Genomic DNA, 13,721 nt, shown 5'->3' with positions numbered 1-13,721 from the left:
ATCCAGGGATGGAAAAAATTAAACCCTTCTACATTTTCTTTATGATAGAATTTTCATATTTCGCCTTCTCCTCTTCAGGTATTTCTACGATTTGCTCTCTAATAGCTTCATTCACCAACCTTCCTGCAACAGGTACTTTTTCCTGAGCATTCTGTAAATACCACATGTATTCTAAATCTACATGTCCTATATCTATTGTCCAGATGTTTTCTTTTGCCAAATCATACGCCATTACCGTTGCTGTAGGCCCAAGTGCTAAAAGTACCAGCTTATCTCTTCCCAGAACTTTAATTTCAGAAAGAATTTCCTGATAGGAAGAAAAAGCATCTTTTGCAGGACAAAGAATCCTTTGCAAAGATTTTACATCATCAAAAAGATCATTTCCAACTCCTAATCGTGAATATTCACCTTCTACAATCAAAACATCCTGATCTTTCCAAAGTTTTTTTATTTTCTCAAGAATTTCAGGAATATGTTTTTTGGTTTCATAATCTAGATAAAAACGGGTAATAAAAGCATTAGCATATTTTTTCTTAGGGTTCAGATGCTGGGAAATCTGAACTCCAACTGTATTGATGTAATTCAGCCACCAAAATTTCACCCTCCAATTGAGATTATTTCTCAGAGAGAAAGTTTCAGGAATAGCTACCAGATGATTCGGTAAATCTGAGGTCAGAACTTCCCGAAGCCTGTGCGTTATCTCTTCACTTCCATTTTGGAAACCAATACCCGCTGTATTGAGTACTAAACGAAACTCTCCGTCTCCAAATCTGCTGATATTCTTTTTATGAACACGGATTTCATCCATTGTTTCTGCCAGAGATTCCACTTTATAAAATGGAAAATTCTTTCTCAGTTTTCTGGTGCTGAAAAAAAAACGATAATAATGATATCTTTTTTTGAAACTATTCATTAAATATGAAATTAAGCGAGACTGCATAACAAAAAAACTGTAGCTTAATCTCAACAATTAAAACAAATAAAATTACAATAATTTTCCAAGACAAAAGATGAGATCGTAAAATATCTATGGTTTGTATCATTCTTCAGAATACAAATTCATCTATAGGGATTTGTAACAAAATAAAATTATAAAAGACTGATTGTTTTAACAATCAGTCTTTTATAATGCATATGAGTCTACAGGCAACCATTCCGGGCTTTATGCGTCTCTATAATGAGATGATTCACTAAAACAAATTCTTATTATGAAAACAAAATTTGTCCTTTACTCATTATTTATATTTTTATTCGGCTGTATTCAGGCTCAAACCATCACATTTGTCTCTGAAAAAACCAATCAGCCTCTTCCAAGAGTTTCGGTATTTGGAAAAGATGGTAATATCCTGGCCTATTCTGATATTGATGGAAAAATTGATAAACAAACAATATCTCCGGCACAAGAAAAGTTTCAGCTGGTATATAATAATTTTCCTGTAGCCACATTATCATATTCTGATTTTGATCAGCCTGTTATCAAACTCAATGATCAGGTGAAGGAAATAGAAACAGTTGTCATCAAAAATAGCAAACCTGCCAGATACATTTTTATTAAAGGAAATTTTAACGCTTATGTCACTGTAAACAATAAATTGAATAGTTATGCTGATGGAATTGTCACTTACATTTTTGATAATAAAACCAAAAAACTGAAAAGCACCAATGTTGAACAATACAGAGTTTTCAGACTGACGGAAGCTAAAAACGAAAAAAAAGAAACGTCATCATGGGATTATGGCAAATCCCTACAGATTCCAAAGCTTAAGAATGTAGGAAATCCGGAAGAATATAAAACGAAAAGAAATCTCATTAAAGAATTAAAAGGAGATCGAAAAGATCAGATTGAAGTGACGGAGGGTATACTCCAGGAAAAAGAGTTTTCATTCTTTGGATATCGATTTTATGATATAAGAACCATTTTGAATATGTCCTTTGAAAAAGGGTCAGAAAAGACACTGAAAGATTTCCTGGAATACAATGAACTTGTTTTTGTAAAACTTAAGCATAAAAGCGAACCCAATTATAATCAGATAGCGGTTTACACTAATTTCTATCCCACAGAATTGAGCTTCAATAATGACAATGATATTGAAAAGGTCAAGTTTGATGAAGACAAAAGTAAATACAAAACCTCTTACTGGCAAGATTCTTCATTCCCAAATATGCAGACTATTTTCAGTAACTTTTTCAAAGGAGATCTAAAAGAGCTGCCTAATAAAAAGTAAAAATATAGGATTATGGATACTGAGGAAAAGAAATAAGATGGGTCTGAAAACATAAAGTAAAAATAAAATCCAGTATTAATAAAGGTTTTATTAAATTTGCAACAAACCAAATAAAAATGAAAAAGTTTTCTTTTCTACTTGTTTTCAGTCTCTTGCTTTTTACAGCATGTAAGAAAGATCATGTAGATGCTACGAATACTAAAACACTGCAGTCAAGTATCAATGATATGACTTCCAGTTTACCAACCATTAAGCAGATTAAGTTTAATGAGGCTCTTTATATCCTAAAAACATTTGGCGTAGAAGCAGATGGTGATATCAATGAATTAAAAGCTCTTGGAAAACTGATTAATGGAAAAAAAGTACCTGAAATCATGTCTCTTGCAGACGAGGTTGCACAGAAAAACGGAATAGAATGGGCAAGTACTGCCCCACCATCACTTGGAGAAATGAATATCTTCGGGGATGATAAAGCTAAAGAAAGTGATCCTAATGATGTGAAAGCCGGATCATTAAGCATTGTTACGAGACCTACCGGAGACGACGGATCCGGAGCACCTACTGCTATTCAGATCGTTCCAAGACTTGTAGATGCAGCAGGAAACCCTGTGTCATTTACAGGAGCTGGTCTTGAAGCTACTCTTGAAGTATTCAGCAATGGAGTAAAATTGGCTACTGCTAAAAATCTGATGCAGGATAATAACTTCAAAGGATTCAACCTGAAATTTTCCTCTATTCCCGCGGCAAAAGTGGTGGATAATAAAATCGATATTACAGTTTCTGTAAAAACAACAGCCAAAACTTTCAAAATGTCAAAAATCGGGCTTGATGTTAACGCAGCAGCTCTGAAAGTTCCTGCCATTCCTAAAACCGATACACTTGCTGTACCGGAACAGCCAAGCGCAGTAGTAGATCCAAACAATCCAGCAGCAACTACAGGAGCAACTACAGATCCTGCAACCACTACTCCAACTGCACCGGCAACTCCAAAGCAGCCGACAGCGGATCCTAAAAATACAGTAAGCAAGTTTTTAAACAGTGTAAGCTCTCAGAATTTAAAAGCAGCTTACGATACATCAAACAATCCAAGCTGGGGAAGCTATGAGTCTTTCTCCAACCCTAATTCAGGTTTTGGAGCTGTAAAAAATGTAAGCGTAAAAAATATTACCACAAACGGAGCCACTGCCAACGGAGCAAGTGTAAATGCTACGTATGATGTAACGGATAAAAGTGGTAAAACGACCTCATTAAAAGTTACTTTCGGACTTAAAAATGTAAATGGAGAGTGGAAAATTTCCAGCTATAAAATCAATTAATACATGGCTTCAGCAGAACTGATCAGAAAACTAGAAGAAACAATTGAAAATATCCCTGATTTTCCGATTCCGGGAATACAGTTTAAAGATATTTCACCCATCTTTTTAAATCCAAAACTTTATGAAGACGTTATTGCGGATCTTGCAGCCTTCAGTAAAGGAAAAGTAGATGCAGTCTGCGGAATAGAAAGCCGTGGTTATTTATTTGGAATCGCTATTGCAGTAGCACTGGAAGTTCCATTCATTTTAATCAGAAAAGCCGGAAAGCTTCCTCCACCTGTCATTTCAGAAAAATATGACCTGGAGTATGGAAGTGCTGTTATTGAAACCCGCGAAGGACAGATAAAACCAGGACAAAGAGTTTTGATTCATGATGATCTTTTAGCAACAGGAGGAACTACAGAAGCCGCCGCAAAGTTGGTTGAAAAACAGGGAGCAACAGTTTCCCAATTCAGTTTCCTTATCGGCTTAAAAGATTTGAATGGTGATGAAAAACTGAAGAAATTTGGTGCAGAAGTCTATCATATTTTAGGATATTAAGATTGATCCTAACAAGATTAAGATATATGCTTCGACTCCGCTCAGCATGACAACGCTAATAATTTACTGTAAGATTAGAACAAGTAGTATTAGAAGTGTCATGCTGAGCCTGTCGAAGCATCTTTTTTTAATAAATTCATCATTCACAATTAACAATTCACCAAATTTCATCAATAATACTCACAAAGTATTTTGTAAATCATTCAGAAACAATTAAATTTGCATTTCAATTTTTAAAAACTTATGGCAAAATTGGGAAAGAGTGCTCAAAACGAGCAAGAAGGTAAAGAAACGGTTGAGTTCTTTAAAGACCTTGACAGAGAAGCTTTAAACACTGAAAGATTTGTTGAAAAATATTCAAAGCCGCTAGGATTTGTATTTGGAGCATTAATTTTAGGAGTTTTAGGATTCTTTGCTTACAAGCAATTTGTAGTTGCTCCAAAGAACGTTGAAGCTATGAAAAGTTTCCTTTCTGCTCAAAAAAGTCTTACTGAAGGTAAAGATAAGGACGCTTTAGGTGGAAAATCTGCAGCTAACCCAGGTTTTGTAGGTACATATAACGAATATTCTTCTACTAAAATCGGTAAACTTTCATCTTACAATGCAGGTTTATTGAAATTCAAAGAAGGAAAATTCCAAGAAGCTTACGATCTTTTAGATCAGTTTTCATCTGATAACAAAACTTTAGTAGCAATGAAATTCGGAGCTATGGCAGATGCAAAATCAGGTCTTAACAAAAACGATGAGGCTTTAGCTTTATTAGACAAAGCAGCAACTGCTTCTGATGATCCTTATACAACCTACTATTTCACAAGAAAAGCAGGTATTGTAGCTTTAGGATTAAAGAAAAATGCAGAAGCTAAAAAATACTTCTCTGCAATTGACGAGAAATATCAGGACTACGACAACGGAATGTCTGATTCTTATATTGAAATGACTAAATATTACTAAAAAATGGCAACAGTTAATCTTTCCGATTACAAGCCACTTCATATAACGAATGCCGAAGATTTTTCTATCGGCATTGTTTTTTCTGAGTGGAATGATTTTGTAACGTACAATCTTCGTGATGCAGCTTTGGAAATACTTGAAAAAGAAGGCGTAAAACCTGAAAACATCAAACTTTTCCCTGTTCCCGGTGCTTTCGAACTCAACTATGCAAGCATGCAGCTTTGCAAAGAGAGAAAATATGATGCAATAATTTCTATAGGGTGTGTAATCCGTGGAGAAACACCTCATTTTGATTATGTATGTTCTGCAGTAGCACAGGGAATCAAAGACTGTAACATCATGACAGATACTCCTACTATTTTCTGTGTATTAACAGATGATACCAAAGAGCAATCTATCGCAAGAAGTGGTGGTGATCTTGGAAACAAAGGTGTAGAAGCAGCTGTTACCGCTTTAAGAATGATTGATTTCAAAAAGAAATTATCTGATAAAAAAGGAAATATCGGTTTCGGACACTCTTAACCACAGATCAACCTTCATAATATATCGGGACTATTTTTCAATAGTCCCTTTTTATTAGCTTATTTCTAAATCATAAATCTTATTAATAAACGGGATGTTTTTGTTTTATTTCTGTCAAAAGTTATATACAAAAACTATCTTTGTGAAAACTAATAAAAACAGTACATACATGTTTTTAAGCAAAATAAAACCGTTCCTATATTTAGGAGTTTTCTATCTTATTATTTCGTTGATAATAAGAACAGTATTCTTTTTTCATCCTATTACGACAGCTAGTTTTGGATTTTTCGAAGTTATTAAAGTGTTGCTGATAGGTCTGGTGAATGACATTTTTGTTTTCATACTGGCCAGTTCTATTCTTGCGCTTTACTTCCTCTTCCTCTCCAATTCAAAATATAAAAAACCTTACGGATATGTTATTTTGAGTGCTTTGGTTCTGTTCTTCCTTTATATATGGCTTGTTCCAAACAACATTTTCAAGCAATATGGAGGTTCTATCATGGAGGTTGCTCTTGTTTTTGTTGGGATAAAAACTCTTTTCTTCGGATTGATGCTTTTCCTTCCTACTCAAAGAACAAAAATACGTAACATATTATATTTCATCACATTATTATTATATGTTCTTCTGATTATTTTCAATGGAGTAAGTGAATACTTCTTTTACAATGAATTTGGAGTTCGTTATAATTTTATTGCCGTAGATTATCTTATCTATACCAATGAAGTGATCGGGAATATCATGGAAAGCTATCCTGTTGTTCCCCTATTTTCCGGAATAATGATCGTTACGCTTACCATCACATGGTTCATTTATAAAAAGACAAAAGATGAATTGCTGGAACTTCCTGATTTTAAACAAAAAATGGTTCTTCTGGGTAGCTTTATGGTGCTTTGTGCGCTTAGTGCTCTGGCAATACCTTCTTTGATGCAAATCAGGTCAGACAATGTTTTTGCGGACGAAATTGAAGCCAACGGACTTCCTAAGTTCTACTGGGCATTTACCCATAATGAACTGGACTATTTCCAGTTTTATTCACAGATTAACCAGCAGCAGGCCGAAAAGAATTTCCTAAGCCAGTATCCTCAACAAGCGCTTTCAAGAGCCGTAGTTGCAGAACAGCCTGAGGTAAAGAAAAACGTTGTATTGATCTCTATAGAAAGCCTTTCAGCAGATTTCATGGAGCATTATGGCAATACCCAAAAAATTACTCCTTTCCTAGACAGCCTTGCAGATAAGTCGTTGATGTTTACCAATCTGTATGCAACCGGAAACAGAACAGTGCGTGGTCTTGAAGCTTTAACGCTTTGCATTCCTCCTACAGCTGGAGAAAGTATTATCAAGAGAGATGACAATAAAAATAAATTTACAACCGGAAGTGTTTTCAAATCCAAAGGATATGATGTCAAATTTCTATACGGAGGATACAGCTATTTTGATAATATGCAGGACTTCTTCGCTGGAAATGGCTATGGGATTGTAGACAGAAACAACTTTAAGCCTGAAGAAATTACTTTTGCCAATGTTTGGGGTGTTGCTGATGAAGATATGGCCAGAAAAGCCATTAAAGTAATGAATGCGGAAGCAAAATCAGGGAAACCGTTTTTCAATCACTGGATGACCGTTTCCAACCACAGACCATTTACTTATCCTGATGGAAGAATAGATATTCCGGGAACAGCAAAATCACGTGAAGGAGGTGTGAAATATACAGATTATTCTCTTAAACTGTTCTTTGAAATGGCTAAAAAACAGGACTGGTATAAAAACACGGTTTTTGTTATCATTGCAGATCACTGTGCATCAAGTGCCGGAAAAACAGAACTTCCTATGGATAAATACAGAATTCCTGCGCTGGTCTTTTCAGAAGGATTCGTTCAGCCTCAAAAATTTGATGGCCTAATGTCTCAGATCGATGTGATGCCTACCGTTATGGGACTACTTAATTTCAGTTATCAATCTAAATTTTTGGGGCAGGATGTTTTCAAAAAAGAATTCCAGCCTAAGGCTTATATTGCAACATATCAGGATTTAGGATTTGTAAAAGATGGCCGTCTAACGATTATTTCTCCGGTAAAGAAGGCAAAACAGTATTCTTTAGAATTGGAAAAAAGCGATCTTGCACCGGCATTTAAGCTATATTATGACGAGAAATTATTGAAAAATACAAATCAGAAATTGGTAGATGATGCCGTATCAGCCTATCAGTCTACTTCTTATTGGTTAAAAACAAAACAGCTTAACAGATAAACATCTAGATATTTTTCGCTTATACTTTGGCATAAAATATTTAAATTAACACCTAAATTTATTATCATGAAATGGACAGACGACAGAGGCGGAAACGTTGATGACCGCCGTGGTTCCGGAGGAGGCAGTGGAGGTATGATCGTAGGAGGCGGACTCGGAACTTTAATTATAGCAGCCATCGTATTCTTTTTGGGAGGTGATCCATCCGGTATTCTGAATTCCGGCAGCCTACAGTCTTCAGGAAATTCAGGAGAACAAAGAGAGCTTACAGCTGGTGAAAAACAGGTGGGACAAATGGTCGACATGATGGCCAAATGGAATATCCTTACCTGGGATCAGATTTTTAAAGAAAACGGAATGACTTACAGCGCTCCTGAGGTGGTTCTTTTTGAAAATACAACTTCTTCAGCATGTGGTACAGCTCAGTCTGCCATGGGACCATTCTATTGTCCGGCTGATCAGAAGGTTTATATGGATATGAGTTTCTTCAATGAACTACAGCAAAAATTCGGAGCTAAAGTAACTGAATTTACAGTAGCGTATGTTCTTGCCCACGAAGTAGGACATCATGTGCAGACTCTTTTAGGAACTACTCAGAAAGTAGATGCACTGAGAAGAAGCGGACAATATTCTGAGGAACAATTGAACAGAGTATCCGTTGCTACCGAATTACAGGCAGATTTCTATGCCGGAGTCTGGGCTAAAAGAACCAATGACAGCAAGCACATTCTGGAGCCCGGAGATATTGAATCAGCAATAGATGCTGCTGAAGCAGTTGGGGATGATAACATTCAGAAAAGAGCACAGGGATATGTGAATCAGGAAAGCTTTACCCACGGATCTTCTGCACAACGTAAAGAATGGTTTATGAAAGGCTACAATACCGGAGATATCAGACAGGGTAATACTTTCGATCAGCTTTTAAAATAATTTTCTAAGTATTTTAAACAACATACAAAATAAAAATGCGGTCTCAATTTGAGACCGCATTTATTATTTATTGCAATTCGATTGGGTTAGAATTTTTCTTAGCTTCTTCTTTTACCCTTTCTTCCATTCTCTTTCTCATATCGGCAGGATTTTGGTTTCCGCCACCGCCTCCAGGGCCTCTTCCTCCTCCGCCCGCTCTCACAGTCGTTGAAAATCCACCTTGCCCGCCACCACTTTGGTTCATGAATGACATTGGATCCGTTTTAAACTTTTGTTGCTGCTTTAAATAATCAGTTCTTTTCACTTTTAAAGTATTTCCAAACTGATTCAAAGTCGGGAACTCAGCAATCTTATAGTTCTTCATCAAATCAAAAGAATACTCTCCTTTATCATCTTCCACTTTTACGATCAGTCCCGGAAGTCCTCCGAACTTATATGGCCCATCCTGATAAGGAAGATCTGTTGTAAACCATGCTGTCCACTTTCTTCCTCCAAAATCAGTTTCAGCTTTCTGAACTTTGTATTCGCCTATTTTTCTTGTTTCTGATCCAATTTTCCAGTTCAGAGGTCTGTCTTCTTCATAAGAATAGATATCACGGCCAATTCTGTCTTTGAAATAGGTCTTTTGGTTTGTTTTATCTTTTTCTACGGAATAATTAATATTGGTTCTCAAACCTTCCATCTGATCTCTGTTGATACTTCCTCTTCCACCGCCGCCTTGAAAAGCTTTCTGCATGATAGAATCTCTTTTGATTCGGTTTTCAGAATAAAATACAGATTTCTCAGGAGAAATATCCAGGTAAGCGTTTTCAGTCTTAATATCTGTTTTATTTTCGGTATCAGGTTTCATAGTCACCTGATACACAAACCTGTTTGTCTGTGCAGAAACATTCTGTATAAAGAGTGCCAATGCGATAATACCTAATTTTTTCATTTATATTTTTATTTATTTTAATTCAATTGGATTTTGTACTGTATTCGTAAAAGAAGAAGTATCAATAGATGAGCCTTGTGACATAGGCATCCCCTGATTGTCACCGCCCATTCCACCACCGTTCATTCCTCCTCCATTTATTCCGCCGCCGCCCATGCCGCCATTATGTCTTCCTCCTCCCATATTCATATTTCCACCACCATTATTTCCGGCCATTGCCTTTCTGTTTTTACCAAACTCCAGTTCCAGAGCAGCCTTATCTCCATGGAAATTAACTCTTGTACTTTGTTTTGCATCAGTGCTTATCTGTTCCTCAAAAGCATTTTTAATGGACATTTTCTTAACAAGATCAAATTTATAATCTCCTTTATCATCTTCCAGCTTTACAATCAATCCCGGTAATCCGGAGAATTTGTAAGGACCGTCAGACAAAGGAATTTCTTTGGTAAACCATGCTGTCCAGATTCTTCCTCCAAACTCTGCAACTGCTTTTTGGGCAGAATATCCATTTTGTTTCTCAACAATATTTGTCACATCCCATTTTACAGGTCTGTCTTCCTGATAATAAATTTGTTTTCCAGCCGCTCTTTCATAATAATATACTTTCTGATCCGGAATGCTTTTAGAAATAAAATATTCAAAGAAAGTAGGTTCAAAATGTTTCTTTCCTTCCAGCTTTGAAAAATCTTTTTCTTCTTTTTTATCATTTTCTTTCGCTTCCGATCTTAGAGAAGTAAAAAGAGAGTCTCTTTTCAATTTATTTTCGCTGATGAATAAGGAACGATCTCCTTTAATATCCAAAAAAGTTCTTTCACTTTTCATACTCACCAGATTGATGGAATCTGGGTTTACCAGCGTTTCGTAAACAAATCTTGTAGTCTGTCCATAAGACACTACAGTGAAAAGCAACACAAAAAAAGCAGTTATTTTTTGTTTCATTACCAATTTTATTTATAGATATTAAATACGTTTCAAGGTTAAAATGAGAAATGAAATCTTCACATAAGCATAACAAATTTATCTAATTTTAACATAAATAACCCCTTTCAATCGCGCTATTAATATCAGAATCATTAAAATAGATATCTTCGATTTGAGATTGCGGAAATTAGTTCGTATTTTTGCATCATTAAATCATTCTAAATAAATACAATGATAAAAGTATCAGACTATGCAAAGGAGAAAGCCATCCAGTTGATGACGGAAGATGGTTTTAACCCTGCTGAAGATTATATAAGAGTAGGGGTGAAAAGTGGCGGATGCTCTGGTTTAGAGTATGTTTTAAAGTTTGATAACCAAAAAACAGACACAGATCAGATTTTTGAAGATAATAATATCAAAATTATTATAGATAAAAAATCCATCCTTTATTTAGCAGGCACAACTCTTGAGTATTCAGGAGGATTGAACGGAAAAGGGTTTGTTTTTAACAACCCGAATGCATCCAGAACATGTGGATGTGGAGAATCATTTAGTCTTTAGAGAAAAGACCTTAGATCCTAGATTCCAGACCTCAGAGCTTTTCTGAATTCTGAAATTGAAAATCTGAAATCTAAAAAAAAATAATGAGTAAATATACAGAAGACGATTTAAGAGTCGATCTAGAAAATAAAAAATATGAATTCGGTTGGGAAACGAAGATTGATTATGAAGATTTCCCGATCGGTTTAAATGAGGACATCATCCGTGCGATCTCTGCTAAAAAAGAAGAACCGGAATGGATGACTGAATGGCGTTTGGAGTCTTTCAAAATCTGGCTGAAAATGGTAGAGCCTAACTGGGCGAATATCAAGTATGAAAAACCAGATTTTCAAGCAATCCGTTACTATGCTGCTCCTAAAGTAAAGCCTGAACTGGCTAGTCTTGACGAGGTAGATCCTGAATTATTGAAAACATTCGCTAAGCTAGGGATTAATATCGAAGAGCAAAAAAGACTTTCCGGAGTTGCTGTAGATATCGTAATGGACTCAGTTTCTGTGAAAACTACTTTCCAGGATACATTGGCAGAAAAAGGAATTATTTTCTGTTCAATTTCTGAGGCTATTAAAAACCATCCTGATTTAGTAAGAAAATATCTTGGAAAAGTAGTTCCGAGAGGAGATAATTTCTATGCAGCATTGAACTCCGCAGTATTTTCTGACGGAAGTTTCTGTTATATTCCTAAAGGTGTAAAATGTCCTATGGAACTTTCTACTTATTTCCGTATCAACCAGGCAGGAACAGGACAGTTTGAAAGAACGCTGCTTATTGCTGATGAAGGAAGTTATGTTTCTTATCTTGAAGGCTGTACAGCACCGTCAAGAGATGAAAACCAGCTTCACGCTGCGGTAGTGGAACTGATCGCTTTAGACAATGCTGAGATCAAATATTCAACCGTTCAAAACTGGTATCCTGGTAATGAAGAAGGTAAAGGAGGGGTATTCAACTTTGTAACGAAAAGAGGACTTTGTGAAAGAAATGCAAAAATCTCATGGACACAGGTTGAAACAGGTTCTGCAGTAACATGGAAATATCCGTCTTGTATCCTTAAAGGAGACAATTCTATCGGAGAGTTCTACTCTATCGCGGTAACCAATAACCACCAGTATGCAGATACAGGAACAAAAATGATCCACATCGGGAAGAATACCAAATCAACAATTATTTCAAAAGGTATTTCTGCCGGAAAATCTCAAAACTCATACAGAGGACAGGTAAAAGTAATGCCTTCTGCAAAAGGAGCAAGAAACTTCTCACAATGTGACTCTTTATTGATGGGTAATGAATGTGGGGCTCATACTTTCCCATATATTGAAATCAAAGATCCTACGGCACAGTTAGAGCACGAGGCAACGACTTCAAAAATCGGGGAAGATCAGATTTTCTACTGTAACCAGAGAGGTATTGATACTGAAAGAGCAATCGCTTTGATTGTGAATGGTTTCAGTAAAGAAGTTTTAAATAAATTACCTATGGAATTTGCTATTGAAGCTCAGAAATTACTTGAGATTTCATTAGAAGGTTCGGTAGGATAAAATAAATACTTCAGATAAAAATAAACTGATTTAATGGCAAGGTTTTCAGTGTTTTTATCAGATCAAAAACCGTTTTATACGGAAATACAAGTTCTCGTCTTCCCAGAAGATGATGACAAACATAAAATATAAAAAGCTTCTATCCGTCTCTTGAGGAAATGTTCCTGATAAAGACAATGTGTATATACAGAGATGAGGCTCACACAATTATAAAAAGCAAAAGTTAGCAAGAATGTTACAAATTAAAGACCTTCACGCCAAAATTGAAGATGGCGCAGAAATATTAAAAGGTATTAATCTTGAAATAAAGCCGGGCGAAGTTCACGCTATTATGGGGCCGAACGGAGCAGGGAAATCTACCCTTTCTTCTGTAATCGCTGGTAAAGAGGATTATGAAGTGACTGGTGGAGAGATTCTTTTCCAGGGAGAAGACATCAGTGAAGATGCTCCTGAAGATAGAGCTCACAAAGGAATTTTCCTTTCTTTCCAGTATCCAGTGGAAATTCCGGGAGTTTCTGTAACGAACTTTATCAAAGCTGCTTTAAACGAAACGAGAAAAGCAAATGGATTGGAAGAAATGCCGGCAAAAGAAATGCTTGCATTAATCCGTGAAAAATCTGAAAAACTGGGAATCAAAAAAGATTTCCTTTCAAGATCATTGAACGAGGGATTCTCAGGAGGTGAAAAGAAAAGAAATGAGATCTTCCAGATGATGATGCTTAATCCTAAATTGGCTATTCTTGATGAAACTGATTCAGGATTGGACATTGACGCTTTAAGAATCGTTGCAGATGGTGTAAACCACTTTAAAAATGAAGGAAATGCAGTTCTTCTGATTACGCACTATCAGAGATTGCTTAACTATATTCAGCCTGATTTCGTTCACGTTTTAGCAGATGGAAAAATCATCAAAACTGGTGATAAATCTTTAGCATTAGAGCTTGAAGAAAAAGGTTACGACTGGCTTCTTAACTAAGAAGAATATATTATTTCAGAGATTAAAATTTTTAGCAATCATTCATTCGTGAAGTCTGTCAAAAT

13 protein-coding genes are annotated in these 13,721 nt (G+C 35.9%); 10 read left to right on the top strand and 3 right to left on the bottom strand.

Annotated features, from left to right (window positions below; genetic code table 11):
• Window positions 1-28: 28 nt before the first annotated feature.
• Window positions 29-913, bottom strand: a complete 885-nt coding sequence (locus CQ046_RS00790) for a GT-D fold domain-containing glycosyltransferase (RefSeq protein ID WP_165790437.1) — start codon at window positions 911-913, stop codon at window positions 29-31.
• A 295-nt stretch (window positions 914-1,208) separates the two neighbouring features.
• Here CQ046_RS00790 and CQ046_RS00785 point away from each other — a divergent pair, with 295 nt between their 5' ends.
• From CQ046_RS00785 to CQ046_RS00755, 7 genes are all read left to right on the top strand, one after another.
• Window positions 1,209-2,225 (top strand): hypothetical protein, encoded by a 1,017-nt coding sequence (locus tag CQ046_RS00785; protein ID WP_105700433.1) that lies wholly within the window; start codon window positions 1,209-1,211, stop codon window positions 2,223-2,225.
• Between the two features lie 116 nt (window positions 2,226-2,341).
• Window positions 2,342-3,541: a hypothetical protein gene (locus tag CQ046_RS00780; RefSeq protein ID WP_105700432.1), complete on the top strand. Its 1,200-nt coding sequence runs from the start codon at window positions 2,342-2,344 to the stop codon at window positions 3,539-3,541.
• Window positions 3,542-3,544: 3 nt separating this feature from the next.
• A complete protein-coding gene (locus tag CQ046_RS00775; RefSeq protein WP_105700431.1) occupies window positions 3,545-4,081 on the top strand; it encodes an adenine phosphoribosyltransferase in 537 nt (178 codons plus the stop codon).
• 243 nt (window positions 4,082-4,324) lie between these two features.
• Window positions 4,325-5,032: a hypothetical protein gene (locus CQ046_RS00770; protein WP_105700430.1), complete on the top strand. Its 708-nt coding sequence runs from the start codon at window positions 4,325-4,327 to the stop codon at window positions 5,030-5,032.
• A 3-nt stretch (window positions 5,033-5,035) separates the two neighbouring features.
• Window positions 5,036-5,554 carry a 6,7-dimethyl-8-ribityllumazine synthase gene (gene ribH, locus CQ046_RS00765; protein ID WP_105700429.1) on the top strand — a complete coding sequence of 173 codons (519 nt, stop codon included), beginning with the start codon at window positions 5,036-5,038 and terminating at the stop codon, window positions 5,552-5,554.
• Window positions 5,555-5,723: 169 nt separating this feature from the next.
• A complete protein-coding gene (locus CQ046_RS00760) occupies window positions 5,724-7,802 on the top strand; it encodes an LTA synthase family protein (RefSeq protein ID WP_105700428.1) in 2,079 nt (692 codons plus the stop codon).
• A 66-nt stretch (window positions 7,803-7,868) separates the two neighbouring features.
• Window positions 7,869-8,732 (top strand): neutral zinc metallopeptidase, encoded by an 864-nt coding sequence (locus CQ046_RS00755; protein WP_105700427.1) that lies wholly within the window; start codon window positions 7,869-7,871, stop codon window positions 8,730-8,732.
• 67 nt (window positions 8,733-8,799) lie between these two features.
• On the opposite strand, the gene CQ046_RS00750 is transcribed toward CQ046_RS00755, so the two are convergent.
• Window positions 8,800-9,666, bottom strand: a complete 867-nt coding sequence (locus tag CQ046_RS00750) for a GLPGLI family protein (RefSeq protein ID WP_105700426.1) — start codon at window positions 9,664-9,666, stop codon at window positions 8,800-8,802.
• Window positions 9,667-9,678: 12 nt separating this feature from the next.
• Complete coding sequence (locus CQ046_RS00745; RefSeq protein ID WP_105700425.1) at window positions 9,679-10,605, bottom strand: GLPGLI family protein; 927 nt, start codon at window positions 10,603-10,605, stop codon at window positions 9,679-9,681.
• A 213-nt stretch (window positions 10,606-10,818) separates the two neighbouring features.
• Here CQ046_RS00745 and CQ046_RS00740 point away from each other — a divergent pair, with 213 nt between their 5' ends.
• From CQ046_RS00740 to sufC, 3 genes are all read left to right on the top strand, one after another.
• Window positions 10,819-11,148 (top strand): HesB/IscA family protein, encoded by a 330-nt coding sequence (locus CQ046_RS00740; protein WP_027372006.1) that lies wholly within the window; start codon window positions 10,819-10,821, stop codon window positions 11,146-11,148.
• A gap of 83 nt (window positions 11,149-11,231) precedes the next feature.
• Window positions 11,232-12,680: a Fe-S cluster assembly protein SufB gene (gene sufB / locus CQ046_RS00735; protein ID WP_105700424.1), complete on the top strand. Its 1,449-nt coding sequence runs from the start codon at window positions 11,232-11,234 to the stop codon at window positions 12,678-12,680.
• Between the two features lie 232 nt (window positions 12,681-12,912).
• On the top strand, window positions 12,913-13,656 hold the full coding sequence (sufC, locus tag CQ046_RS00730) for a Fe-S cluster assembly ATPase SufC (RefSeq protein ID WP_105683083.1): 744 nt from the start codon (window positions 12,913-12,915) through the stop codon (window positions 13,654-13,656).
• Window positions 13,657-13,721: the final 65 nt, after the last annotated feature.

The sequence above is a fragment of the Chryseobacterium sp. MYb7 genome (assembly GCF_002979455.1).
Lineage (GTDB): Bacteria > Bacteroidota > Bacteroidia > Flavobacteriales > Weeksellaceae > Chryseobacterium.
This window is presented reverse-complemented; position numbering and strand designations above follow the sequence as displayed.

Coding starts and splice junctions, on each gene's coding strand:
- CQ046_RS00750 (WP_105700426.1), bottom strand. CDS start 9,666: ATGAAAAAATTAGGTATTATCGCATTGGCACTCTTTATACAGAATGTT.
- sufB (WP_105700424.1), top strand. CDS start 11,232: ATGAGTAAATATACAGAAGACGATTTAAGAGTCGATCTAGAAAATAAA.
- sufC (WP_105683083.1), top strand. CDS start 12,913: ATGTTACAAATTAAAGACCTTCACGCCAAAATTGAAGATGGCGCAGAA.
- CQ046_RS00790 (WP_165790437.1), bottom strand. CDS start 913: ATGAATAGTTTCAAAAAAAGATATCATTATTATCGTTTTTTTTTCAGC.
- CQ046_RS00770 (WP_105700430.1), top strand. CDS start 4,325: ATGGCAAAATTGGGAAAGAGTGCTCAAAACGAGCAAGAAGGTAAAGAA.
- CQ046_RS00755 (WP_105700427.1), top strand. CDS start 7,869: ATGAAATGGACAGACGACAGAGGCGGAAACGTTGATGACCGCCGTGGT.
- CQ046_RS00780 (WP_105700432.1), top strand. CDS start 2,342: ATGAAAAAGTTTTCTTTTCTACTTGTTTTCAGTCTCTTGCTTTTTACA.
- CQ046_RS00785 (WP_105700433.1), top strand. CDS start 1,209: ATGAAAACAAAATTTGTCCTTTACTCATTATTTATATTTTTATTCGGC.
- CQ046_RS00775 (WP_105700431.1), top strand. CDS start 3,545: ATGGCTTCAGCAGAACTGATCAGAAAACTAGAAGAAACAATTGAAAAT.
- CQ046_RS00760 (WP_105700428.1), top strand. CDS start 5,724: ATGTTTTTAAGCAAAATAAAACCGTTCCTATATTTAGGAGTTTTCTAT.
- ribH (WP_105700429.1), top strand. CDS start 5,036: ATGGCAACAGTTAATCTTTCCGATTACAAGCCACTTCATATAACGAAT.
- CQ046_RS00740 (WP_027372006.1), top strand. CDS start 10,819: ATGATAAAAGTATCAGACTATGCAAAGGAGAAAGCCATCCAGTTGATG.
- CQ046_RS00745 (WP_105700425.1), bottom strand. CDS start 10,605: ATGAAACAAAAAATAACTGCTTTTTTTGTGTTGCTTTTCACTGTAGTG.